21 protein-coding genes and 2 pseudogenes are annotated in these 24,180 nt (G+C 61.5%); 15 read left to right on the forward strand and 8 right to left on the reverse strand.

Translation table 11 applies throughout. The features are described 5' to 3' along the window. Positions 1-60: 60 nt before the first annotated feature. From OKW26_RS06165 to OKW26_RS06185, 5 genes and pseudogenes are all read left to right on the forward strand, one after another. On the forward strand, positions 61-705 hold the full coding sequence (locus tag OKW26_RS06165; RefSeq protein ID WP_429353001.1) for a LysE family translocator: 645 nt from the start codon (positions 61-63) through the stop codon (positions 703-705). A gap of 32 nt (positions 706-737) precedes the next feature. Next, positions 738-986: an NUDIX domain-containing protein gene (locus tag OKW26_RS06170; RefSeq protein ID WP_429353002.1), complete on the forward strand. Its 249-nt coding sequence runs from the start codon at positions 738-740 to the stop codon at positions 984-986. 164 nt (positions 987-1,150) lie between these two features. Next, positions 1,151-2,242: pseudogene (locus OKW26_RS06175) on the forward strand (ISL3 family transposase); the annotation flags it as partial. Between the two features lie 56 nt (positions 2,243-2,298). Further along, entirely contained in the window at positions 2,299-2,556 is a 258-nt protein-coding gene (locus tag OKW26_RS06180; protein WP_429353003.1) for a hypothetical protein, read from the forward strand. 37 nt (positions 2,557-2,593) lie between these two features. After that, positions 2,594-2,710, forward strand: a pseudogene (locus OKW26_RS06185) (ABC transporter substrate-binding protein); the annotation flags it as partial. Between the two features lie 102 nt (positions 2,711-2,812). Here the strand turns inward: OKW26_RS06185 and OKW26_RS06190 are convergent. Continuing rightward, on the reverse strand, positions 2,813-4,204 hold the full coding sequence (locus OKW26_RS06190) for a short-chain fatty acid transporter (protein WP_090807457.1): 1,392 nt from the start codon (positions 4,202-4,204) through the stop codon (positions 2,813-2,815). Between the two features lie 479 nt (positions 4,205-4,683). Here OKW26_RS06190 and ilvD point away from each other — a divergent pair, with 479 nt between their 5' ends. Then, the gene (gene ilvD / locus OKW26_RS06195) at positions 4,684-6,546 is read left to right on the forward strand and encodes a dihydroxy-acid dehydratase (RefSeq protein ID WP_429353004.1); all 1,863 of its coding nucleotides are present in this window, start codon (positions 4,684-4,686) and stop codon (positions 6,544-6,546) included. A gap of 653 nt (positions 6,547-7,199) precedes the next feature. Then, positions 7,200-7,661: a CHRD domain-containing protein gene (locus OKW26_RS06200; RefSeq protein WP_429353005.1), complete on the forward strand. Its 462-nt coding sequence runs from the start codon at positions 7,200-7,202 to the stop codon at positions 7,659-7,661. 44 nt (positions 7,662-7,705) lie between these two features. Here the strand turns inward: OKW26_RS06200 and OKW26_RS06205 are convergent, their stop codons facing one another. Together OKW26_RS06205 and OKW26_RS06210 are read right to left on the reverse strand one after the other, a co-directional pair. Continuing rightward, on the reverse strand, positions 7,706-8,398 hold the full coding sequence (locus tag OKW26_RS06205) for a cytochrome b/b6 domain-containing protein (RefSeq protein ID WP_090807451.1): 693 nt from the start codon (positions 8,396-8,398) through the stop codon (positions 7,706-7,708). Positions 8,399-8,544: 146 nt separating this feature from the next. Beyond that, positions 8,545-9,744, reverse strand: coding sequence for a diguanylate cyclase domain-containing protein (locus OKW26_RS06210; protein WP_429353006.1), 1,200 nt, complete (start codon positions 9,742-9,744; stop codon positions 8,545-8,547). Positions 9,745-9,851: 107 nt separating this feature from the next. Between OKW26_RS06210 and OKW26_RS06215 the strand changes: the two genes are divergently transcribed. After that, the gene (locus tag OKW26_RS06215; protein WP_429353007.1) at positions 9,852-10,139 is read left to right on the forward strand and encodes a hypothetical protein; all 288 of its coding nucleotides are present in this window, start codon (positions 9,852-9,854) and stop codon (positions 10,137-10,139) included. Between the two features lie 122 nt (positions 10,140-10,261). On the opposite strand, the gene OKW26_RS06220 is transcribed toward OKW26_RS06215, so the two are convergent. After that, positions 10,262-10,753, reverse strand: a complete 492-nt coding sequence (locus OKW26_RS06220; RefSeq protein ID WP_429353008.1) for an aminoacyl-tRNA deacylase — start codon at positions 10,751-10,753, stop codon at positions 10,262-10,264. Positions 10,754-11,053: 300 nt separating this feature from the next. Between OKW26_RS06220 and OKW26_RS06225 the strand changes: the two genes are divergently transcribed. Then, the gene (locus tag OKW26_RS06225) at positions 11,054-12,925 is read left to right on the forward strand and encodes a beta-galactosidase (protein ID WP_429353009.1); all 1,872 of its coding nucleotides are present in this window, start codon (positions 11,054-11,056) and stop codon (positions 12,923-12,925) included. Positions 12,926-12,946: 21 nt separating this feature from the next. Here the strand turns inward: OKW26_RS06225 and OKW26_RS06230 are convergent, their stop codons facing one another. From OKW26_RS06230 to OKW26_RS06240, 3 genes are all read right to left on the reverse strand, one after another. After that, positions 12,947-14,911, reverse strand: a complete 1,965-nt coding sequence (locus tag OKW26_RS06230; protein WP_429353010.1) for an enterotoxin — start codon at positions 14,909-14,911, stop codon at positions 12,947-12,949. 54 nt (positions 14,912-14,965) lie between these two features. Beyond that, the gene (locus OKW26_RS06235) at positions 14,966-15,091 is read right to left on the reverse strand and encodes a hypothetical protein (RefSeq protein ID WP_429353011.1); all 126 of its coding nucleotides are present in this window, start codon (positions 15,089-15,091) and stop codon (positions 14,966-14,968) included. 196 nt (positions 15,092-15,287) lie between these two features. Continuing rightward, the gene (locus tag OKW26_RS06240) at positions 15,288-16,250 is read right to left on the reverse strand and encodes a 2-hydroxyacid dehydrogenase (RefSeq protein WP_187619784.1); all 963 of its coding nucleotides are present in this window, start codon (positions 16,248-16,250) and stop codon (positions 15,288-15,290) included. Between the two features lie 309 nt (positions 16,251-16,559). Here OKW26_RS06240 and OKW26_RS06245 point away from each other — a divergent pair, with 309 nt between their 5' ends. The 5 genes from OKW26_RS06245 to OKW26_RS06265 all read left to right on the forward strand — a co-directional run bounded on the left by OKW26_RS06245 (position 16,560) and on the right by OKW26_RS06265 (position 21,925). Then, positions 16,560-17,318: an SDR family oxidoreductase gene (locus OKW26_RS06245; RefSeq protein WP_429353012.1), complete on the forward strand. Its 759-nt coding sequence runs from the start codon at positions 16,560-16,562 to the stop codon at positions 17,316-17,318. 52 nt (positions 17,319-17,370) lie between these two features. Continuing rightward, a complete protein-coding gene (locus OKW26_RS06250; protein WP_429353013.1) occupies positions 17,371-18,687 on the forward strand; it encodes an MFS transporter in 1,317 nt (438 codons plus the stop codon). Positions 18,688-18,713: 26 nt separating this feature from the next. Then, a complete protein-coding gene (locus tag OKW26_RS06255; protein WP_090807437.1) occupies positions 18,714-19,103 on the forward strand; it encodes a VOC family protein in 390 nt (129 codons plus the stop codon). A 108-nt stretch (positions 19,104-19,211) separates the two neighbouring features. Continuing rightward, positions 19,212-20,456, forward strand: a complete 1,245-nt coding sequence (locus tag OKW26_RS06260; RefSeq protein ID WP_429353014.1) for a citrate/2-methylcitrate synthase — start codon at positions 19,212-19,214, stop codon at positions 20,454-20,456. Between the two features lie 563 nt (positions 20,457-21,019). Next, positions 21,020-21,925 (forward strand): lipid A biosynthesis lauroyl acyltransferase, encoded by a 906-nt coding sequence (locus OKW26_RS06265; RefSeq protein WP_184061669.1) that lies wholly within the window; start codon positions 21,020-21,022, stop codon positions 21,923-21,925. Positions 21,926-22,252: 327 nt separating this feature from the next. Here the strand turns inward: OKW26_RS06265 and OKW26_RS06270 are convergent, their stop codons facing one another. Continuing rightward, positions 22,253-23,224, reverse strand: coding sequence for a diguanylate cyclase domain-containing protein (locus OKW26_RS06270; RefSeq protein ID WP_429353015.1), 972 nt, complete (start codon positions 23,222-23,224; stop codon positions 22,253-22,255). Between the two features lie 505 nt (positions 23,225-23,729). On the opposite strand from OKW26_RS06270, the gene OKW26_RS06275 reads away from it, so the two are divergent. Further along, positions 23,730-24,029 carry a filamentous hemagglutinin N-terminal domain-containing protein gene (locus tag OKW26_RS06275; RefSeq protein ID WP_429353016.1) on the forward strand — a complete coding sequence of 100 codons (300 nt, stop codon included), beginning with the start codon at positions 23,730-23,732 and terminating at the stop codon, positions 24,027-24,029. Positions 24,030-24,180 lie beyond the last annotated feature (151 nt).

A 24,180-nucleotide genomic window follows, 5' to 3' on the forward strand; every position in this document is an offset into this window, starting at 1 on the left:
CCGTGGCATGATGATGTCCGGTGTATTGGTATTCAACCACAACGAACCGCTGGGCCTGCCATGTCCTTCCATACCTGGTTGCTTTTCGCCGGTGCCTATCTGCTCACCACCATTTCGCCGGGACCGAACGTTCTGCTCGTGATCCGCAATTCGGTCCGCTATGGAAACCGCGGCGCGGCGGCGAGCGTCGCCGGTAATCTGCTCGCGCAAGGAGTCGTCGTCGCTCTCGTGGCGCTAGGTGTCGGCGCGGTATTGACGACGCTGCCGCCGCTCTTCGTCGCGATGAAAGTGCTCGGCGCGGGTTATTTGGTGTATCTCGGCATCAGGCAACTGCGCGGCGGCAACAAAGAGGCATCGCGGGCCGCGCAGCCGGCGGGCGTCGCATCGTCCGCTTATACGTTCGAGCGCAAGAAGGTATTCCGTGAAGCCTTGCTCGTGTCGAGCAGCAATCCGAAGACGATGATCTTTCTATCGGCGTTCATGCCGCAATTCATCGACCACGAGCGCGGCCTGTCGGAGCAGTTCATCGTGATGTATCTGACGATCGCGGTCACCGTCGCGCTCGTGCACACCATTTATTCGCTCGGTGTGCGAGGTATCCATACGCGCGTCGGAGCCAGCCGTTGGGTCGCGGCCATCAAACGCGGCAGCGGGCTCGTCTTCGTCGCGCTCGGCATCAAGCTGCTGACCGCGCAACGCGGCTAGTCCGTCATGATGCCGGCAAGAAAATGAGCCGAATGCAAAGCATCGTCGATGTGAACGTGCTGTTCCTGAATGGGCAGGGCGAGTGCCTTTTCATCCAGCGCGCGAATACCGGTTTCAGGGACGGCCAGTACGCGTTGATTGCCGGCCATCTCGAACCGGGCGAATCGATCGAGGCATGCGCGATTCGAGAATCGAAAGAAGGATCTTCGCGGAAAAGTGTGATGGTTTTTCATGATGAAAACGTCGGAGAGCCAATCTGGGTAAGGGTTCGCGCGTCTTGATGGCCTCGCGAAATCGGGCATGATTTCGCGATGGCTACTTCACGCAAACTCAAGCGTCTTTCTGACGCATACCGGTTCGACGGATTCCGTCCTTGCGAAGCGCTGCGCGGTGTCTTCGGTGATCGCATGGCACGCGTAGTCACGCTGGTTCGGCGCTCAAAAAAACGGCCTGCAAGGGATGTGGTCGACGGTGCTCGATCCACGATCGCACGGTGCGTCGCGTTCGAGATCTGCCGAACGGCGACGTACGGATTTACCTGGAACTCGAAGCTCGTCGGGTCCGCTGTCGATGCGATGGCAGCGTGAAAGGCGAACGACTGAGCTTTCTGGCGGACAACCCTCACTACACGAAGCGCTTCGCGTGGTACGTCGGTCGTCGCTGTCGCGAGAGCACGATCAAGGACGTGGCCGACGAACTGCGATTGCACTGGCACACGGTCAAGGACCTCGAGATGCAGTACATGCGGGCGCAACTGGAGCGGTTCGGCACGCCTGGGCCGAAGGTCATCGGCATCGACGAGATTTCGATTGGCAGGGGACAGACGTACCGCATTGTTGTGAGCGACCTGATACGGGGCCGTGCGATCTGGTTCGGTGGCGAAGATCGAAAGGAGGCCAGCATGCATCAGTTCTATGACTGGCTGGGCGAGAAAAAGGCCCGCGGCATCCGGCTTGTCGTGATGGACATGTGGCGGCCGTTTTACAACGTCGCGCAGGAACGCGTGCCGCATGCGGCCATCCTGTACGACAAATTCCACGTCATAAAGCAGCTCAACGAAGCCCTGGATGAAGTGCGCAAGAGCGAATACGCTCGCCTGCAAGGCGAGCAGCGGCGCTACATCAAAGGCCAGAAGTACGTTCTGCTTAGTCATCGCGAAAACCTGTCGATGGAAGGCAGGAACTCGTTGAAGACGCTTCTCGCAGCGAACCGACGGCTGAATACCGCGTACCTGCTCAAGGAGTCGTTCGGGCAGTTGTGGGACTACGAGCGCGAAGGCTGGGCACGTCGCTTCTTCGAGAACTGGAAATCCAGCCTGAGGTGGCAGCGTTTGAAGCCCTATGAGAAGTTTGCCGCGATGGTCGAGCGTCATTGGGAGGGGATTGCTTCCTATTGCAAGCCAGAAAACAAGGTGCCGCTCGGCTTCGTTGAGGGACTCAATAACAAGATTCGGGTCATCCAACGACGCGCGTACGGATTGCGAGATGAGCAGTATCTGCGCCTGAAGATCCTCACTTGCATGCTGCCTCGAATCTGAAAAATGGAGATTTTTCATCACTCTTTTCCGCGAAGACCCCGAAAGAAGAAGCCGGTGTGACGATCGCGCCCGGCGCGCTCGAATTCAAACTCGTGATGCGGCGCGACTCGGACACGAACCGCATCAGCTTCTTTCTCGTGTGCCGTTCATGGCAGGGCGAACTGGCGAACATGGAGCCGCACAAGTGCTCGGGCTTCGTGTGGGCGAAGCCGGACCATCCACCGGCACCGGTCGTCGACTACGTGGCGGCCGCTCTCGCGCATATCCGCGACGGTGTGATGCTGGCCGATTTCAAGCCGTGGTGGGCCACCTGAACTCGCGCGTCGATTCCGGCCTCGAAGATCTACAGCGACGCTCGTGACCGGCGAAACGACGTTCGACGCGAAGGGCGACCTTCAGCACGGCGTGATCTCGCTGTACGACTACAAGGACGGCAAAAAGACGCTGCTGGACGTCGTCAAGCTGTAACAGCGAGCGGTACGCCGCAAAAGCACAAAGGGCCGATCAAGCATTGCTTCATCGGCCCTTTGTTTTGACGGTAGCGAGATCGTTCGACTCAGGTCATTGTGGTTACGGCACGAGCCACAACGCCACCGCGTAAATCACCAGCGACACCGCGAACGTCACCGCCGTATAGCCCATGACGCGCTGAATCCGGATACCCGCGATCGCGACGATCGGCACGGCCCAGAACGGCTGCAGCATGTTCGATACATTTTCGGCCATCGCGACGCCCATTGCGGTGCGCGGCACCGACGCATGCAGGCTGAGCGCCGCGGGCAGCACGAACGGACCCTGCACCGCCCAGTGGCCACCGGCGCTCGGCACCAGCAGCGTGATGATCAGCGAGCTCAGATAGCTCCACAGCGGCAGAGTGACCGGTGACGCGATCGTCACGAACGCTTTCGCGATCATCGACGCGAGACCCGTGCCCTTCATGATGCCCATGATCCCGCCGTACATCGGATATTGCAGCAGCATCGAGCCGGTCTGACGCGCGGCGCGGCGAATCGAATTCGCGTACGCGATCGGCGTGCGTTGCAGCGCGAGACCGATCATCAGGAAGATCAGGATCGTGTTGTTGATGTCGAGATCGAATCCTTCCTTGTGCCACGTCAGCGCCAGATAGCCGATGCCGAGCGCGAGCATCAGCAGTGTGCCGAGCATCGACTGTTCGAGGCGCGCCGCGAGCGATGTCTCGCTGCTCGCGCGGGCATGCGGGTCGTCGCTCGGCGCGTCGGCGGCTGCTTCGCCGCTCTGACGAAACGCGACGACGTTCTCCGCCTTCGGATGCATCTTGATGAAGATCGCGGTCATCACGACGACGACCAGCACGGTCGGAATGAACACGAACGGCGCGAAGATGGTTTCGCTGAGCGGCACTACGTGGCCGGTCGCTTTCTCGACGAGATTCAGCGCATTGCCGTGCGATGCCTGTGATAGCGCGATCGAACTTGACAGCCCGCTGTTGCAGATCGACCAGGCCGAATAGCTGCCCGCGACGAGCCATGCGAAGTCGACGTCGACGCGCCGCGCGATTTCCCGCGACAGCAACGCGCCGACGATGAGCCCGAGCCCCCAATTGAGCCACGCGGCAACCGCGACGACCGGAAACACGAGCAGCGCGGCACGCGTCGGCGAGTTCGCATGCGAGGCGAGCGCGCGCAGACCGCGTTGCACGATCGGCGCTTCCGCGATCGCGTAGCCGGTCGCGAGGATCAGGATCATCTGCAGCGCGAAGCCCAGAATGCCGAACGTGCCGGTGTACCAGGAATCGAGCAGCGTCGGCAATGTGCCGTTCGGTGCGATCAGCATCGCCAGCACGGCGACGAAGAACGTCAGGCAGATCGACAGTACGAAGGGGTCGGGCATGACCTGCTCGAAAACATAAACCAGCCCTTCGACGATGCCGCGCGAAGCGGCCGGTCGGCCGGCGGCGTGAGGGGGAGTGTCTCGCTTCATGTGTGTGACTCTGTGTAGTGCCCGGCCCTGTGCTGGGCGGAGGGGCGGGTACGGCGCGCCGGCGCGGGGTGCTGGCGCGTATTGGCGGCAAACTTGCCTTACCTGATCTTGATCACAGCGGACAGATTGGCGCGAATCCAGGAAGGTGGGCCCAGGCTTGGGCGCGCCTGGCCTCGAACCCGGTGTTGCGCTCGAAAAGACCTCTGTTTCCGTTTCAATGTTCTTACGGTGAACACGGTTTCGTTAAACGAACACTGCATTATTCGCGGTGGGAGCGTGCAATGTCAAGAAAGGTGAAATCGGCCGAGCGGTCGCGGCATCGTTTAATACTTTCCTCGACCTAATTACGCAGAAAAAATATATTGGACGTCTTACTGGCGTTCTTGCACTATTCGTTCCCAGCGCAAAGTCCGCGCTGCGATCCCCACGCCCGCGCGGGCGCTCATCAAAACCGATAACAGCAATACCTGAGGATACAGATGCCTAACTATCGCTCACGCACTTCGACTCATGGCCGCAACATGGCCGGCGCCCGCGCGCTGTGGCGCGCCACCGGCATGAAGGACGACGATTTCGGCAAGCCGATCATCGCGGTCGTGAACTCGTTCACGCAGTTCGTGCCGGGCCACGTGCATCTGCGCGAGCTGGGCGCGCTGGTCGCGAAGCAGATCGAAGCGGCCGGCGGCGTGGCGAAGGAATTCAACACGATCGCCGTCGACGACGGCATCGCGATGGGCCACGGCGGCATGCTGTATTCGCTGCCGTCGCGTGAACTGATCGCGGACTCGGTCGAGTACATGGTCAACGCGCACTGCGCGGACGCGATGGTCTGCATCTCGAACTGCGACAAGATCACCCCGGGCATGCTGATGGCCGCGATGCGCCTGAACATTCCGGTCGTGTTCGTGTCGGGCGGTCCGATGGAAGCGGGCAAGATCAAGTCGCCGACCGACGGCCAGGTGATCGCGAAGATCGACCTGATCGACGCGATGATCAAGGCCGCCGATCCGAAGATCAGCGACGCCGAAGTCGCCGAAGTCGAGCGCAGCGCGTGCCCGACCTGCGGTTCGTGCTCGGGCATGTTCACCGCGAACTCGATGAACTGCCTGACCGAGGCGATCGGCCTCGCGTTGCCGGGCAACGGCACCATCGTCGCGACGCACGCATGGCGCAAGGGCCTGTTCGAGCAGGCGGGCAGCCTGGTCGTCGATCTGTGCCGCCGCTACTATCAGGAAGAGGACGCCTCGGTCCTGCCGCGCAGCATCGCCACCAAGCAGGCGTTCGAAAACGCGATGACGCTCGACGTCGCGATGGGCGGCTCGACCAACACCGTGCTGCACCTGCTGGCCGCCGCGCAGGAAGCGGGCGTCGATTTCACGATGTCGGACATCGACCGTATCTCGCGCAAGGTGCCGTGCCTGTGCAAGGCCGCACCCATGACCGACAAGTACCACATCGAGGACGTGCATCGCGCGGGCGGCATCGTCGGTATTCTCGGTGAACTCGCGCGCGCGGAGCTGCTCGATCTGTCGTGCGGCAACGTGCATAGCGGCACCCTCGGCAACGCGATCGCGAAGTGGGACATCGCCGGCGACGCGGGCGAGGAAGCGCAGAAATTCTTCCGCGCGGCGCCGGGCGGCATTCCGACCACGGTCGCCTTCAGCCAGGAAGCGACCTACGCGACGCTCGACACGGACCGCAAGAGCGGCTGTATCCGCAGCAAGGACAACGCGTACTCGAAGGACGGCGGCCTCGCGGTGCTGTACGGCAATCTCGCGGAGAAGGGCTGTATCGTGAAGACCGCGGGTGTCGACGAATCGCAGTGGCTGTTCTCGGGTCGCGCGCGCGTGTTCGAAAGCCAGGACGACGCGGTCGACGCGATTCTCGGTGACAAGGTCGTGCCGGGCGACGTCGTGGTGATCCGCTATGAAGGTCCGAAGGGCGGTCCGGGCATGCAGGAAATGCTGTACCCGACTTCGTATCTGAAGTCGAAGGGCCTCGGCAAGAGCTGTGCGCTGTTTACCGATGGCCGTTTCTCGGGCGGCTCGTCGGGCCTCGTGATCGGCCATGCGTCGCCGGAAGCGGCGGAAGGCGGCACGATCGGTCTGGTCGAAGACGGCGACGTGATCGAGATCGACATTCCGCAGCGCAAGATGCATCTCGCGGTGTCGAACGAAGAGCTCGCACGCCGTCGCGCGGCGATGGAAGCGCGCGGCGACGACGCATGGCAGCCGACCAATCGCGAGCGTGTCGTGTCGCAGGCATTGCAGGCGTATGCGGCGCTCGCGACCTCGGCCGATCGCGGCGCGGTGCGCGATATTTCGCAATTGAAGCGCAAGTAAAGCGCCAATAAAGCGCGGACTGGCGCGGATCAGCGCGGCGGCCCTGTTCGCGGTGACGCGACTGGGCCCCAATAGAGACCGGTATGCGGGCGACTGCATGCCGGTTTTTTTTGCAGTGCCAGCGCGAATGGACGATCGCTTAGGCGTCTCCTGCGCAGCCCTGCGCGGAGCCTTTCCTAAGCCGGAAACTGGAAACGATGTCATCGGCACGCTGCGACGACCCCGCCAGCATCACGCAGTTTCTGCCGTTGGCTTTCGCGGCATAGAGCGCTGTATCGGCTCTCGCCATCGCCGAGGCAACGGTATCGCCGTCACCGAAAGGCTCCTGGCGCAACACCAGGTCGCGCCAGTTACATCCGCTGCCTCCGCACGAAGCGCATCTCGTACCGGAAGAATTTTTCGCGCCAGATCAAATTTCAACGATTTTCGCCCGACGATTTCCTTTCGAATCGCTGGACAGACTCATCTGGCGTCGACGTAACGGGGCGGTTGCCACGCATAGCCGGATTTCGGCCTCATGCAACCTTCGCGTTACGGCCTGCTTGCGTCTATGCTTGACTCACTTGTTTGGCTGCCAACAACGCCGACGAGGTCTTCTGCAGTCTTCAATAATCGCCCGCTCACCAAGGGCAAACCCAACAGGAGAAAACCAGATGTCACGATCCATCACGCGGCGCGCTTTCATGGTGTTCTGTGGTTTGGCCTTGGCGGGTACGCTGACCTTGGCGCAAGCGGCGCCCGTCTCGTTCGAGGTGCCTTTGACGGGCGCCCAACAGGTTCCGCCGGTGCAGACGCCTGGCAGCGGCACCGCCAAGCTCACGTACGACCCCAGCACGCGGGTCGTCACCTGGAACATCAGCTTCAGCGGATTGACGAGTCCGACCACGATGGCGCATTTCCACGGACCCGCCCCGGCCGGTAAAAACGCTGGCATAAAAGTCTGGTTGTCGCAGAAGGGCAACATGGAGGTGACGAGCCCGATCACCGGTCAGGCCACCCTATCTCCGGACGACGCCAAGATGTTCGAAGCCGGTGACATGTACATCAACGTTCACACGAAGAACAATCCGAATGGCGAAATTCGCGGCCAGGTGAAGCCGCCGAAGGGCAGCTGAAGCAGGCACGGTAGCCGCGCCCGGAGAGCGGGTTTGCGGCAGGCTCACAGATAAGCCGCGAGCAGCATCACCACGGCAACGCCGACGCCGAATGGCAGCAGCGCCAGCAGCGCTGGCGCCTGCCGCGGCGCGTCCACGGACGAGGGCAGCAGTTTGTAGCCGGTCAGCATCGGGCGCAGCAGGTTGTGTCCCTTCGCTACCGCGTAGAGGGCGATCACGAGCACGTGCAGGACCACCGCGGCGAGCAGCACGTACCAGACAAGGCCGTGCAACGCCGAGATTGCGTTGGCGAGCCACACGGGCACCAGTTCGCTAAACGGCCCTTCGTCGGCGATGTCGTTGTTGACGTAGAGCCCGCTCAGCGTCTCGGTCAGCAGCAAGACGAGCAAAAATAGAACCATCCAGCCGCCGGCCGCATTGTGGCCTACCTGCACATCGGGCTCGCGATGAAACAGGCGGCGCAAATGACGAAGCGCAGCCGCGGGTGATGCCACGAAACTGCGAAAGCGGGCGGTCTCACTGCCAAAGCAGCCCCACAGCAGCCGGAAAATAACAAGGGCGAGCAGCGTCTCGCCGACGCGCACGTGCCAGTCGATCCAGTTCAGCTTCAACGTGACATACGCGGCCGTGACCAGCACGACCACCAGCCAGTGAAACAACCGCACCGGCGCGTCCCAGACAAGGACAGGGCGGGTTACGGGCTGGGTCGGCCGCGTGTCGGGTTCGTGAGCATCCATGTGTCGTACCTGCGTGCGCGATCGCGCTCGGACGAAAATCCCCGTGGCTCCTCGGCCACGCGGAAAATCGACGGAGCCGTGCTGGCAAACGAATTCAGTGTTTCGAGCGGGACCGGAAACTTCCCCACACTCTAGCCGGCGGGAGCTTAAATCCGATTGCCACTCGAACAGCAACTGGCGGCGGCGAGCGCGGTCGTTGGCGTCTGTTCAAGCCGATTGCCGCCCAGCGACTTGGCTCGATACAACGCCTGGTCGGCGGCTGACAGCAGGTCGGTGAGGGAAGCCGTTTCGCGACTTGACTCGGCGAGTCCAATGCTGACAGTGGCGCGAATCCGGTCGCCGTCGGCGCCATGGGACATTGCGGCGAACCGGCTGAGAACGGTCTCGCCTAGCTTTTTTGCGCGGTCGCTGTCGTAGCCCGGCAGCAGGGCGGCAAATTCTTCGCCGCCGATGCGTGCAAGAATCGCGTCCGTACCCGTCACGGCTCGAACGGTTTCCGCGAATGACCTCAAAACCTCGTCGCCGGTCTTGTGCCCAAAGTGGTCGTTGATTCTCTTGAAGTGATCGAGGTCGAACGCAAGAAGTGTGACGGGTAGTCGATTTATGCCGTGGTCGCTGATAACCCGCTCCCCCTCTTCGAAAAACAACTTTCGATTTCCGAGGCGAGTCAGGTAATCCGTGCGGGACTCCTGCAAAAGCTCACCATGAATTTCTTCCCGGGTCAGCCGGAGCAAGGTCATCGGCAAAATGACCGAGTAGAGAACCCCTTCGTACATCGTGATTTCGCTGGAGACAGCCAGCACGCGCGGCCCGAAGATCGGCACCAGCCATGGCAGCACGAAAGCCCGGGCGACGTAAAACAGCGCGTGGATGCCCGTTACCGCCACGGCGACGCGCCGGGATTGAACCGCCGGCATGCCGTCGCCTCGCAGCAGTTCGAGCGACGTCATGGCGGAAGCCAGCGCGATCGGGATGGCGCTGACGTACATCCAGACGGCAGCCTGCCAACGCACGCCAGCCACGGCCCACGTGAGCCCCATCAGCAGAAGCAACCCGATCGAGCTCGCGAGATATCGCCGGCCGTTGGACATTGCCACACCGTCCAGGACGAGCAGATAGCCGGTGAGAATCACGAGATTACTCACTGCGGGGCCAACTGCACCGAGCAGTTGAACCCGAAATGCAGCCGCCGCGCAACCGATTCCGAGGGTCGCATAGCCGGCCGCCAGCATTCGCAATTCCTTGCCGCGCTTGGGATGGGACAGGTGTTCCCAATACATCATGGCGGAACTGGCAAACAAGGTTCCGATCACAAGAAGGTAAAGCGTGGCTAGATCGACTTTCATCGCTGACTTCAGAGCGCGTCCCCGCTGCAACGGGGAAAAGGTTAGAGACTACATACGTGATAACGGCAAATGCCGCGCATCCTTGCGAAATGATATCGGAATGGGTCGTGGGGAGATTCGCAACCGGTCTCGTGACTCAGCCGTCCTATCAGCCGATCGGCATCGCGCGGGCCAATACAGGCACGATCGGGAACGATGTGTACTGGGACACCGACACCACGACCGCCACAGCCGGCGTCGTGTACGGCACGCCGATTCCCGCGGTGAACGGGCTGACCACCGCGCAGATGAGCACACCGGCATCATTCGTCGGTGATGACTTCGGTCCGACGGGGGTGTGGGCGATGCCTGCCGGCGCGACGCATCCGGTGCTGCGCTGGCAGCTGGCGCAATGACGCGTGACTAATCAAGCGGAAGTTGGAAAAAAATTCTAGCTTCCGCTGATTAGTTACCCCCTGACAAATGAAGCAAAAGGCGGTCAAATTATCGCGGCCAGCGCACGAGCTGGCCAGTTGGGTCAGGCCCGCCCGCTCAACCCTCGCATCCGCCGGGCGAAATGGGCGCGCTCCGCATCGTCCATCAGCATGAGGAACTGATCCGCTTCCATATGAATCAGTTCTTCGTGATCGCCCGCCTCGAAGTAGACGTCGGGCTGGCCTGCCAGGCTGGATTCCAGGTAGGTTTTCATGCCATACGCCATACAAATTGGCGGCACCGCACCCACATCGCAGTCCTTGAATAATTCGCGCAGTTCGACTTCCGTGGCCAGGGCGAGCCGGCGCCCTGTCTTGCTCCAGAGTTCGGAGAGCTGCACGGCGTAAGTTGACGGCAGCACGGCGGCCACGTAGCCGTGTTCGTCTTCGAGGAGCACGGTCTTGGCGAGGCGGTCGCCCGGAATGTGCGCCGCAGCAGCCGTTTCGATACTCGAGTGGCTGTATGGGTGACGCACGACTTCGTAGCGGGAACCCTTGCTGCGCAGGCAGTCCTGCAAGGTTGGCGACATCGACATGGCACACCTCCTGTCGAATACCTGAAAAGGAATGAACAATTGCGGTCTTTTCAGAATAGTTCACGCACCGGCAATACGCACGCCAGCTGAACGATTCCATCGAGCGATCGCATCCACCGGTTGAATCCGCCGTTCCTCAGCTGACGTTGGTCGGCCGGTCCGGCGAACGACACCTTTGGTCCGTGCGAGGCATGGCGCCGCCGCGGACCGAAAAAGTTCGCAAGCTGTTGATCGTTAAGGAACTGCGTTCTACCGTTCTCGCAGGTGCAGCCGATTTACAGGTAGCCTGCATTCGTCAACTTGACAACGCCCATCGTGAACCTCGAACGCAGCCATACCTTCTCCTTTAGCCCCGACGGCGAACATTTCCTGCTCGACGGCCTGCCGTTCCAGATTCGCAGCGGCGAGGTGCATCCAGCCCGCATCCCGCGCGAGTACTGGCGACACCGGATCCGCATGGCAAGGGCGATGGGGATGAACTGCATCGCGTTGTACATCATGTGGAATTACCACGAGACGCATAGAGGCGTGTTCGACTTCCGCAGCGGGAATCGCGATATCGAGGCCTTCATCCGCCTTTGCCATGCCGAGCAGATGTGGGTGCTGTTGCGCCCCGGACCTTACGTGTGCGCGGAGTGGGATCTGGGCGGCCTCCCTTCCTGGCTGTTGCGCGATCCGGACATCCAGTTGCGGACCGACTCGGCCACCGATCCTCGCTACATGGCGGCGGTGGCTCGCTATATCGACGAACTGGTTCCGCGTATCAAGCCCTTGATGAGCGAGCACGGCGGACCGATCCTGATGATCCAGATCGAGAACGAATTCGGTTCGTATGCGAGCAATCCGGCTTACCTCGAAGAGCTCAGGCAGCTTTGGCTAGCAGGAGGCATAACCGGGCCGTTCTACACCGAAGACGGTCTGCCGCAACTCGAACGCAATCGCACCACGGTAACGGGCGGCGCGATCGCGCTGAGCAACGGCGACGCAGCGCAGATCGCAACCGTGCGCCGCGAATTCCCCTCGGTGCCCGCGATGGCTGGCGAGGTGTACCCAGGGTGGCTCACGCATTGGGGCGAAGCGGGGTTCGCGGGCGTGGACTACGACCTCTCCAGTACCTTGGCCACGTTCATGCAGGCGCGACTATCGTTCAACCTGTATGTCATTCACGGCGGCACGAGCTTTGGCTTTTTTGCCGGCGCGAACGTGGACGCTTCAGGCAACTATCAGCCCGACATCACGAGCTACGACTACTGCGCGCCGATCAGCGAGCAAGGCATGGCGACGCCGAAGTACATCAAGTACCGAGACCTGATCGCCAGCTATCTGCCCGAACCCTTGCCAGCCATACCCGAGGGCATCGCCACGCTTGACTGCGCAGGCGCTGAGGCCTTGATGCCAACGCTCTACGCCTCGATCTGGGACAACCTGCCCGCGGCACTGCCACGCGAGCATGGCGTCGAGCCGCAGTCGTTTGAACGCTACGGTCAGGCGTTTGGCTTCGTGCTGTATCGCAAGTCTTTGCCGGAGCACGCGCGCGGTGTGCTGGATATCAGCGCCGTTCACGACTACGCAACGGTTTTCCTTGGTGAACGGTACGCGGGCGGCGTATCGAGAGCGCAACTGCCGCAGAAGTACGCGCAGTCGCTCCACATGATGCATCGCGCGCCGCTTGCCCTGCCTTCGGCGCGGCACAACCACGGGTCGAACCCGGACGGCAAGGTCGCGCTGGAGATACTCGTCGAGGCCATGGGGCGCGTCAACTTCGGACCCGCGATCGTTGACCGTAAAGGTCTGCTCGAGCCGGTCACGATGAAACACGTCGACGGCTCGCTCGCGTTGCTCGAGGAATGGGACATCTACCTGCTGCCGATGGATGAAACGTTTATCGCCAACCTCAACGAAGACTGCACGAACCCACGGAAACCCGGTCTCTTTTATAAGGCGAACGTGCTGCTGACTGAAGTCGGCGACACCTGGCTCGACATGAGCAACTGGACCAAGGGTATCGTCTGGGTCAATGGCCACAATCTCGGACGCTACTGGAACATCGGCCCGCAAAGGCGCCTGTATTGTCCCGCGCCGTGGCTCGTGCAAGGTAACAACGAGGTGCTGGTCTTCGACCTCCATCAGATCGAGGCAAAGCCGATTCAACTGGCCGACAGGTTGTACTAGCGCCTACGTATCGTCCCCCCTTCACCGCTTCGCGGCGGCAACCGGCAGCAGTTCGAGCGTAAGCACTTCGAACGGCGCCAATTGCACTGCTTGCGACAGATCAGCGTCCAGTTGAGCAGGAATACCGGAATCCCCCGCACGCCCAAGGCTGCGCGATTCGAATCGTGCCGCCGCGTGATCCGGCAGTTCCAGTTGGCGCCGCAGCTCGAGTGTGAAGCGTTGCGTGCGACTGTGAGGATTGCGCAGCGTCACGATCGCCTTGTGCGGCGCCCACGCTGCCCAACCGTAGGCCGCCTGTTCGTCCGGCGCTCCGCCGATCCAATGACTGTCGCGAAGAATGTCGCCGTTTTCGCGCGCCCATTGGGCGGCGCGCGCAAGCACATCCCAGTCGTGCTCGCCCAGCAGCGCCGGCGTAATGTAGAGCTCCTGCAATTGCGTGCCGGTCCCGAAGTACGACCACACTTCGTTGGAGAATGCGTCGCCCGCCGACGCATTGAGGCGTGGATTGCACTGCGCGTAGAGGATGCCGTGCAGCATCAGCGAATTGAGTGGAAAGAGCGGACTGCGCTCCACGACGTTGTGATACGTCTGCATGTCGCGGTATGTGATCCAGCGCTCGCGGTTGGTGCCGCTGCCCGCCAGGCCATCGTCGCTGCCGCCGCGCCAGATGGAGTCGACGTGGCGCAGCCAGAACGGCGACGGATGCGTACCTGTGGTGAGATTAATGAAAATTTCAGGCTTGGCCGCGCGGATGTCCTCGATCAGTTGAATCGCCGCGTCCCAATCGCTGTCGAACAGGCTGCCGGGGAACACCCTGTCGGCATTGCCTGTGCCGTCGAACTTGAAATGGTTGACGCCGCCCTTGTCGAGCAAGTCCATCGCGACTTCATGAAAGCGCCGGTAATACGTCGGCCCCGATAATGCGAGACCGTTGTCGATGACCTCATAACCAGCGGCACGTCCTCGCGTCACGCGTTCCTGTTTCGGCGCACCGTAGCCGCCCCACGGGGAAAGCCATATGCCGGGAGCGGCGCCGAATCGCGCGGCAGCGTCGCGCAGCGGAACGAAGCCATGTGGAAATGCCTTGCTGAATTGCCAGCCGCCGCCAAGGTCGTCCCAGCCATCGTCGAACAGAAGCGAATCGATCTGCACCCCGCGCGCTGCGTGCAACTCGTGGCCGATTGTTGCGATGCGCTCGAGGGCCTGCTCCTGCGTGTACGGCGTGAGGTAGCCGATGTCGCCCCAACTGTTGTAGTGCAGAAACGGGCGATACGGGCGAGCCCGTTCCCGCTCCAGATAGATGCCGAAGTCGCGCCGAACCTGGCCGTCGCTGGCTACACCTGCCACAGCGGAGTAGACCAGCGTCCTGTTTTTCTCCAGCGGCAACGCGCGATGCAGCATGAAGCTGAGGCTGTCGCCCTTCACCTGACTTGTCGCCAGCGGGTGCTCGAAGCCCAGATAGAAGTTGCCCGCAATGACCGGCGTGCCCTTGCGCTCACTACTGGCCCTGGCGCCTGGAGCGCGCGTCTTCAGCAATGAGACGGCAGCGATCTCTTCGTCCTGAAGAAGCGCCGTAATCGCCAGCTGGACGCGCAGATATCGTGACCCTTCGCGCTGTTCCACGCTCAATTGCACCTTTAGGCGTCCATGTGTATCTACCAGGGAGACGCTCGCGCGTCGCCCTGCGATTCGTTCGCCCAAGCGGGACGCATGAGGGTTGGGTTCGAGCGCAGCGTCGCTCACGGGCGCAACGACCCTCAGCTCGGCCAGGCCGATGGTGGTTCCGTCAGCGAGCGTGAGCGTGAACGGCGCGACGATGCGCAACGTGCGTTTGCGCTCGCAATCGATCAGCGAGAAACCGGCGAGACGTTTGTCCTCGTTCGTCCAGCGCAATGCAATCGCGTCGTTGCCGAACGAGGAGATATGGCCCGTCGTCTGGAGCACGGGCATGCCAGTTTGCGTGGACAAAGCATGGTTGGCGCGCATGGAGAAACCTGTCTCGGGCCAGAGGAAGAGATTTTCGCCGCTCCGCGAATGGCGTCAGATAACGAACTGCGCCGTGGTGGAAGGCGCGAACAGTTCGTCGATAGTCATTATCCGTTCGGAAAGCCCCTGCGTATGGCGGTAGCGCAAGAACGCGTTGAGCACCGCTTCGTTGCCGGGCACACCGTAGCGCTCGCCCGAGGCGGCTCCGGAGCGGCGACTCTCAAATCCGCCAGCGCGTACTGACGACCCACTGCCGCCCTTCGGCCCGGTGCGAAACCAACGGCTGCTTGCGGTGGCGGATTCAACCGGTCGATGTTTATCGGGAGACGGCTGGTCAGCCGGCGTCGCAACGTTACTGTCCCGATGAGGGCGAGCCTTAGACAGGATTCGAGGCGGGCCGTCCTTCCAGCACGGCGGCGATATTGTCCAGCGCCGTAAAGCCCATCTGGTCGCGGGTCTCGATCGTTGCGCTGGCCATATGGGGCGTCAGGAACACGTTGTCGAGCTCAGCAAACCGCTTGTCGACGTTGGGCTCGTTCCGGTACACATCCAGAGCCGCGCTGAACAGATGACCCGACGTCAGGGCGTCATAAAGCGCATCTTCGTCCACCAGGCCGCCACGCGCCGCGTTAACAAAAATCGCGCCTGCGGGAAGGAGTCCAAACTCTCTTTTCGTCATGAGCGGGACGCTTCCACCCGGCACGTGCAGCGTGAGGACCTGGCAGTGCGGCAGCATTTCGTCGAGAGTGGCATAGAAGGTCGCGCCATTTTCCAGCGACGGGGCCGCACGGTGCATGTCCGTGTAGATCACGCGCATGCCGAATCCCTGCGCACGCTTAGCGACCGCCCGTCCAATACGCCCAAATCCGACGATGCCGAGCGTCTTGCCATTCACTCGCATACCCAGCATCTCGGTCATGCCGAACGATTTGCCCCATCCGTTGCGCATGATCCGTTCGTATTCTGACGCGCGACGGCACGCAGCCAGCAAGAGCAGCATGGAAAAATCGGCTGTGCACTCGGTCAACGCGTCGGGCGCGTTCGTCACGACGATTCCCCTTTCACGGGCCGCCGCTACGTCCATGTGATCGAAGCCCGCGCTCGCGTTCGCAATAATCTTGACCGTCGAAGGCAGCGCGGCAATGTGTTCCGCTTGCAGGCCGGATTTTTTCCCGATGAGTACGGCCGGCACGTCGTGCTTCTTGCAGAAGTCGACGACAGACCACGAGTTCATATCGGACTCGGTCACGAAGGCATGGAATTCGGCCGCAGCGCGATTCGCCACGGCGGTGGGAACCGTTCGCGCAATCAACAGGCTGGTGCGTTTATCTTCCGACATGGTTTTTCCTCTGGTAGGCAGACGTCGAGAGACTACGAAATCGCTGACCGGGCCGTCAATGTTGATTGGATGAATCAACTCCTCGGTGATGACTCGCCCCTATTGTTCGCGGCGCCTGCGCGTTGCGATTTGTTTCCGTCTTGCCCCTCTTCAATCTTGCTTGCGGCCACACGCGCATCAGGAAAACCCTGATGCGATCCCCATCCGCAAGGCCCGCGGATGTTGATTCAATGAATCAAGATTGCTCAACCCCTGATGCGAATGCAACTCTGTTTCCCATGTCCAATTGACTTGACGAGAGGAAAGGAAATGTCTGCATCGAAGAAGTTCGCAGCCGTGACGGGCGCCGGCTCCGGCATCGGCCGAACCGCCGCCGTCGCACTTGCTAACGCAGGATTCGCCGTCGCGCTGATCGGGCGCAGAGCCGAGCCGCTGCTGGAAACAAAGGAAGCAATCGGCAGGGCGGGGGGAGAAGCGGATGTATTCCAGGCCGACGTTGGCGACGCAGCATCGGTCGAGCACGCGTTTTCGGGAATTGCCGAGGCATTCGGTCGGCTCGACGTGCTGTTCAACAACGCGGGGCGCAATGCTGGGGCTGTCCCTCTGGAAGACTACGAAGTCGACTTCTGGAACGACGTCGTGGCCACCAATCTGACCGGCGTTTTCCTCTGCGCTCGCGCCGCTTATCGTTTGATGAAGGCACAGTCCCCGCAAGGCGGACGAATCATCAACAACGGATCGATCTCCGCCCACTCGCCAAGGCCGCACACCATTGCCTATACGGCAACAAAACATGCTGTGACTGGCATCACCAGATCGATCGCGCTGGACGGACGCGCATTCAACATCGCCTGCAGCCAGATCGACATCGGCAACGCCGCCACATCGCTCACTGAACGGATGAACCACGGCGTACTGCAAGCGGACGGACGCCTGGCACCCGAAGCAAGAATGGATGTGACGCACGTGGCGAATGCAGTCGTGCACATGGCCAGTCTTCCGCTCGAAGCCAATGTTCTCAATATGACCATCATGGCGACCGCCATGCCGTTCGTCGGCCGCGGATAAATCGCCCTTAAGCCAACTAAAAAAACAACAGGCTAATGTTACGGAGACACCGATGAAAATCGCAGAGGAACAAACATTGCCGGTGGGAACCCCGGCTTACGCGGATACCACGAATCGCTCCAGAGTCCGCTACGTCGTGCTCTCGATGTTGCTCATGGCCACCATTCTGAATTACGTGGACCGGTCGGCGCTGGGCATCGTTGCGCCGGGCCTCTCGAAGGGGCTGGCGCTCAACAAGATGCAGATGGGCGAGCTGTTTGCTGCATTTGGTCTTGCCTATTCCATTGCGCTGGTGCCCGGCGGAGTGCTGACCGACATTCTCGGCTCACGCCTCGCCTATGCGCTGTCTCTGGTCGGTTGGTCGTTCGCCACGCTGTCGCAGGGTTTCGCGACCGGCTATCAGATGCTGCTCGGGTCGCGGCTCGCCATCGGCGCACTGGAGGCGCCGGCCTTCCCTTCAAACGCACGCGCCGTGACCTTGTGGTTTCCCGCCCGGGAACGCGGCTTCGCGACCAGCGTCTACGTAATGGGGCAATACATCGGGACGCCCTTGTTCACCGGATTGTTGCTGTGGATCTCCGCCGCGTATGGTTGGCGGACGGTCTTTTATGTGACCGGTGGCTTCGGCATTCTGTTCAGTCTGCTCTGGTACCGGGTTTACCGCGATCCGCATCAGCACCCGCGCGTGAATGCCACCGAGCTGCAATACATCAATGAAGGTGCCGCGGCGACGCGCAAGCCCCGCGAGAAATTCAACTGGCGCATGGCGCTCAAGCTGCTCACCTACCGCCAGGTTCTCGCCATCTGTCTCGGAAAGTTCTGTAACAACACGCTGCTGGTCTTCTTCACCACGTGGTTCATGACCTATCTGATCGAAGCGCGTCACATGTCGATGATCAAGGTTGGGATCTTCCAGGCACTGCCTTTTATCGGCGCCACGGTTGGCATCCTCGCGGCCGGCTCCCTTTCGGACTTTTTTATTCGGCGCGGAGTGGCGCTTTCGACAGCGCGCAAGGCTCCGCTCATCATCGGCACGATGCTCGGCGCGTCTATCGTGCTTGTCAATTTCGTCGAGTCGAACGAGCTGGTGATCGCCATCCTGACGATCGCGTTCTTCGCGCAGGGCGTCGGGTCGATGTCGTGGGCCGCCGTTTCCGAAATCGCGCCTCGACAGTACGTGGGACTGACCAGCAGCATCACGAGCCTCGCGGCCAACATCGCGGCCGTCACCACGCCGCTCATGATCGGCTACATCACCCAGCACACCGGCCACTTCTACTGGGCCCTCAACCTGATGGGCGCGATCTGCCTGCTCGGAACGTTTTCGTATTCCGTGCTGCTGGGCAAGCTTTCCCGCATCGAACTGTGATGCTTTCAACTATACGGTGAAATCGGATGATTGAATTCAAGTGGGATCATCTGCAACTGTGCTCGGCGGACGCCGAAGCCACTGCGGCATGGTTTGCGCGCTGCCTGAACGCCGAGATCGTGCGTCGTCCTGGGCGAGTGGATTTGCGCATCGGCAGCATCAACCTTTTCATCACCTCGCTGGCGAGCGTCCAAGCCGGCCACCCTCGCTGCGAGCGGCAGCAGGGCATAGATCATTTCGGCGTGGTCGTGGACGATATCGACGCGGCGTTCGTGCATCTGTTGCTCTGCGACGCGGAAATCGTCGAACCGATCAAGCAGGTTCGCCCCGGCGTCAGAGCCTGCTTCGTGCGCTCGCCCGGTGACGTTCTCGTTGAGATACTGGAGCGGCGACCCGCCGAGATGACTTTTACCTGAAAAAAAGTCAATATTGGCGCTGGATCGGTCGTGCTCGAGTGCAAGGCGCGATCTGCGTCGTCACTCCCCCGTTGCCCCGTTGCGCTGCATCACCTTGCTTGCCATCCCATGCGAAACTGGATCACTCTGACTGAAGCGGCTCGACAACTCGGAGTGCAGGCGCAGACTGTCTATGCGTATGTAAGTCGAGGTACCATCGCCGTCATGCCGGATCCGCTCGACCCACGCAAGAGCCTCTATCGCGCGGAGGACGTCGCCGGTCTGTGCCGAAAAAAGCAGGTGGGACGCAAGCGCGAAGCGCTCGCCGCCGGGACCATATTCGGTGCGGAACCCTGCATTTACAGCAGCATTACCACCTTCTCAAAAGGCCGGCCCTACTACCGGGGGCGGGATAGCATCCGGCTTTCGGACGCGGCGACGCTTGAAGACGTGGCGGCCATTCTCTGGAACGCGCGCGCCCCCGTTTCCTTCGAAAGCGGCGAGTTGCCGCTACAGGGCGACGAGCGCGGCAGGCAATGCGCGTTCACATCGCTGGCAGCGCTCGCGGCCTGTGGACACTCGACCCTCGGACGCACGGACAGCGCACTGCATGTCGAGGCCGGCCGGCTCGTGGCGCTCATCGCACAAGCGTTTGGTGCGCGACGCGGCGCGAACGCACAAATGACGCATGAGCGGCTCGCGCTTGGTTGGGGCCAGGACCGCGATGGCGCCGAACTTATCCGCCGTGCCTTAGTCCTCGTGGCCGACCATGAGATTACGAGTTCCGCGTTCGCCGCCAGGATTACCGCCTCCACCGGCGCGTCGCTGCCCGGATGCCTGCTCACGGGACTCGCGACTTTCTCCGGCCCACTGCATGGCGACGCGTCAGGCCGCGTGCGGGCCGTGTTCGACGACGTCGGAAGACTCGGTGCGCAGCACGTGGTTGCCCATCACTTGCAGTCGGCCATTCCAATCCCCGGGTTTGGACATCATCTGTATCCGGACGGCGATCCGAGGGCGGCCGCGGTGCTCGAAGTGCTGAATCCGCCTCAAGAGATCATGTCGTTCATCAACAAGGTGGTTGAGCTGACCGGGCTCAAGCCAAATATCGACGTTGCGCTTGCGGCCCTGACGGCTCAACTGGCGTTGCCGCGCGATGCGTCGTTCGCGTTGTTCGCAACAGCCCGGAGCGTGGGTTTGCTCGCGCACTGCATTGAGCAACTCCGGGTGAGCAAGGTCATACGGCCACGAGGCCGCTATACCGGGCCGGCGCTGGAAGACGCCGCCCCCGAGTCGCCTGCGGAAGGCAGCGAGAATACGCTCGATCCAGCCATGCTCGACAAGAATCGCTTATTCAGGCCGGTTGGGCGCTGAGAGACGTGGCACCTGGATCTTTGCCGAAACAAAAAACCTCGACGCCGATCGGCTCTTGCCGAGAGGGCCGGCTTGTTCCAGTGGACGTAAGCGTTTTGAGCGAAGCGGCGTCGGTAGCTTCGAAGACGTTGCCACCATGCTTATGGCGATGGATGGGGCATGCGACGCCAGACCATGGCCAGATTGCGGACGGAAGGTCTGGAGTCTGGGCGGGAGCCCACATTCCAGGGGTTGCATCAACGTGCGTCCGAGCGGCCGCTCTTGGGCCGACTCCTGCCTGACGGCGGTCGGCGGCTCGCGACCCGGATCTGCCCTTCGCCCCAATGCGGACTCGGCCGCGGCTTTCAAGGTAGAACGGCCGCCTGGTGGTGCATCCGCGGTGCAGGCGCTTGCTGCCCATACGCAGTCGTTTTCGCCAGGGAGAACCGAGAACCCCTGGCGTCCACCTGGGTAGCCCGTCACAACGCAGTACGTGCGATACTTCGCTGCCATCGCCATGCTATGCCACCAGGATCTCGAACTTTGTTATACATCCGTAAGTATTCGTATTTTTCCGTGTCGCGATGAGTGATTCTCGCAAGCGGGGGAGGTTCTTGGGGCGATTAGGCTATGTCTTGATTGTAGTGCTGCTGCGCGTCTTTGCAGTCCTTCCCTATACGCTCGTCGCAAGGTTCGGCAGCGCGCTTGGGGCAATGTTATACGCACTTCCAAGCTCCCGAAAACATATCGCTCTCGTCAATCTGCGTCTCTGTTTTCCGGGCAAGAGCGAGTGCGAGTACGACGACCTTGCCAGAAACCATTTTCGCCACGTCGTTCGAAGCTATCTCGAACGAGGGATTCAATGGTATGGCAGCGCGCAAAGGATACGGAAGCTGGTCCACATCGAAAGTCGAATCGATCTGGAAGACAGGAATGCTCCACCGACCATCTTTCTGGGCTTCCATTTCGTGAGCATCGAGGTCGGCTGCATACTCTACTCAACGCGCCTGCCCGCCGCCTCACTGTATACACGCATGTCGAACGCGCGCCTTTGCAGTCTAGCCAAGCGGCAACGCGGCAGATTTGGCGCCGAGATGATTGAACGTTCGACAAGCGCCAGAAAGATCGTCGGCTTACTTCGTTCAGGCAAACCAGTCATGCTGGCTGCTGACATGGATCACGGCATACACAACTCCGTTTTTGTGCCGTTTTTTGGCGTCCCCGCTTGCACACTCACTTCGGTTTCGCGCCTTGCTCGACTGGCCCATGCGCGGGTTGTACCATTCATGACTGAAGTATTGCCCGACTACCGCGGGTATAAGCTGACCATCTTCGAGCCGCTCAGCGACTTTCCTTCAGAAAGTGAGACGATCGACGCGCGCCGATTGAATGAATTTCTTGAAACGCAGATCAATCGGTGCCCAGAGCAATATTACTGGGTGCATCGACGCTTCAAGAATCGTCCACCGGGCGTACCAGGTGTGTACTGAGTACACCGTCCGTAAGGCATGCGACCGTTCCTGGTTGTGTGCTTCCGTGAGGTAACGCAATGAGCTCGACTGACAGGCATAGGTCCGCTATCTGAGTGGACCGGACGTTTGAGTGTCTGTCCGAATGCTCGAGCGTATGGCCGTTCGTGGCCGGATGGCGACCGTCTCAGTTCGCCCCACTCCGGGCCAAACTCCAGCCGCGAAATGAAACTACCTTCCGCAGCGAGACGACGCGCACATGCTCCCAGATACGAGCGTCCGCGGCCCGGCACCTGCATCAAATGCGCTCGCCAACACGAGCAGGGCACCGCCGGGAACCCTGTCCGCTTACGCGCCGGCACCCGTCTCATCGAAGAATGAGGTTTTGTCCGTCCCGTTCGCTTTGGCGCGATACATCGCGCTATCGGCCTGGCGCATCAGGGCGTGTACATCAAGACGTTCGTCCGCGCTATTGGTACCGAGCATGCGCACGCCAATGCTGGCCGATACGGCGACGGGATGACCGCCGATCTCTCGAAGCCCATGAAGGATGTCGTGAATACCGTCGGCAATCGCGCGCGCGCCGGCGTCGCCATGCACGTGGCGGGCGAGCACCGCGAACTCGTCGCCTCCCAGGCGGGCAACCGTATCGCCGCGGCGAATGCGTGTCTGCAGACCGTTGGCGAAGCACTGCAACAGTTCATCACCCACCGCATGCCCATAAGCGTCATTGACGTACTTGAAGCCGTCGAGATCGATGAACATCAAGGCAGACTGTCCTTTATCGTCGTCTCGCGCCGCAGTCGCTTTAGCGATCGCCTGCTCGAGGCGAGTGCGGTTGCTGAGTCCTGTCAGAGGATCCGTCGCAGCCTGCCGTTCGAGCCGATGCACGAGGGCCATCAAGTACACGGAAGTCGCCGCGATGCTGAGCATGATGCCCAATCCCACCGCGAGGTTTTCTCTCCACCACGACTCGACGCGCATCAAAATCACGACGCCTGCAAGCGCAACTGCACATGAAAGTAGCAACGGCCGCTTGCCGTGGCGGCAACCGGCACCCACAAGGAACCAGAACACGACCCAGAGCAAGGGCAGCGCCACGCGCCCGCCGAGCGCCAAGGCAGTCATGACAAGCGCCTGGTCTGCAATGGTGGTGACCGTCAATCGAAGGCGCGGCCGAACCGTCGCGGCGGTCGCGGCTATGTATGTCACCACGCCGAATACCACGTATGCGAAAACCACGCCCAGAGTGTCATACGCGGCGGCCGTGCGTTGGAGCGCGGCGACGGCGATATAGCCGATCAACACGACCGTGCCCATGCATATCCGGAGGAGCGCCTGCTCCTTCTCAGGTTGTCCGCGAAAGACACCTGGAAACGTTTGCTCATGCCAACGCTGCGCGCCCGGCCGCTCCATGCCGTCTACCCGTCAATATTGTCTTTTGCAGCGGGCATTCTATCGCTTTTGCCGGCGACCAATGCTTCTTGCCGCTCTCTCCGTCCGCTTCCGAGGGTTGAACGGCCATTCCTGCCGCCGCGGCGACCGACACACATCCCCGCCTGAAGCGGTACCGGCAAGCACCGGGTGCATGCCCAAATACCGGTTGGTCTTTTGAAACGCGCTGCTGCCATTAGGCTGTGTTGTGCGGTATGGCGGCTTTCGCGCCTTGCCTGGTCGCAACAATCTGCGTTCCGCGACGACGCCCCCAACCCCGCGCAATGGGCTGTCCTTTTCGCTGGCGTATGCCGGCGCGGCACTCATCGCGCCTCGGTCGCGGCCTTTCGCGTGGAACCGTGCTCTGCGCCCGCTGACGCTTGCACTTTGGGTGCCGCTCGCGCTCGCCGCGTGGCGCGTGCCGATGGCCCACGCGGCCGGACCACTGCCGCAGGGCGGCGCCTTCGTCCGGGGCCAAGGCGCGATGACGAGCGGCACCACTTCGCTAACGATCGACCAGTCCTCGTCCCGCGGCGTGATCGACTGGCACAGCTTCTCGATCGGCAACGGCAACACCGTCGCCTTCAACAACGGGTCGGGCGCGACGCTGAACCGTGTCACGGGCGGCGATCCGTCATCGATTCTCGGCAAGCTCACCGCCACCGCGGCACACTCACAGCCATGTGAATGAGGGCAGATGTCGAATAACCTTTAGCGCGTGCAGCCAACCGACGTCAGGCACAGGTCGTTGCAAACCGGCCAGTTCTCGTCGGAGAAGGGTAGCCATCACCTACATCGACTGCATTTCGCTGGCGCCTATGGCCTGGGACCTGGGGCCTCAA

The organism is Paraburkholderia sp. 32, from assembly GCF_050435345.1.
In the GTDB taxonomy this organism is placed as follows: Bacteria; Pseudomonadota; Gammaproteobacteria; order Burkholderiales; family Burkholderiaceae; genus Paraburkholderia; species Paraburkholderia tuberum.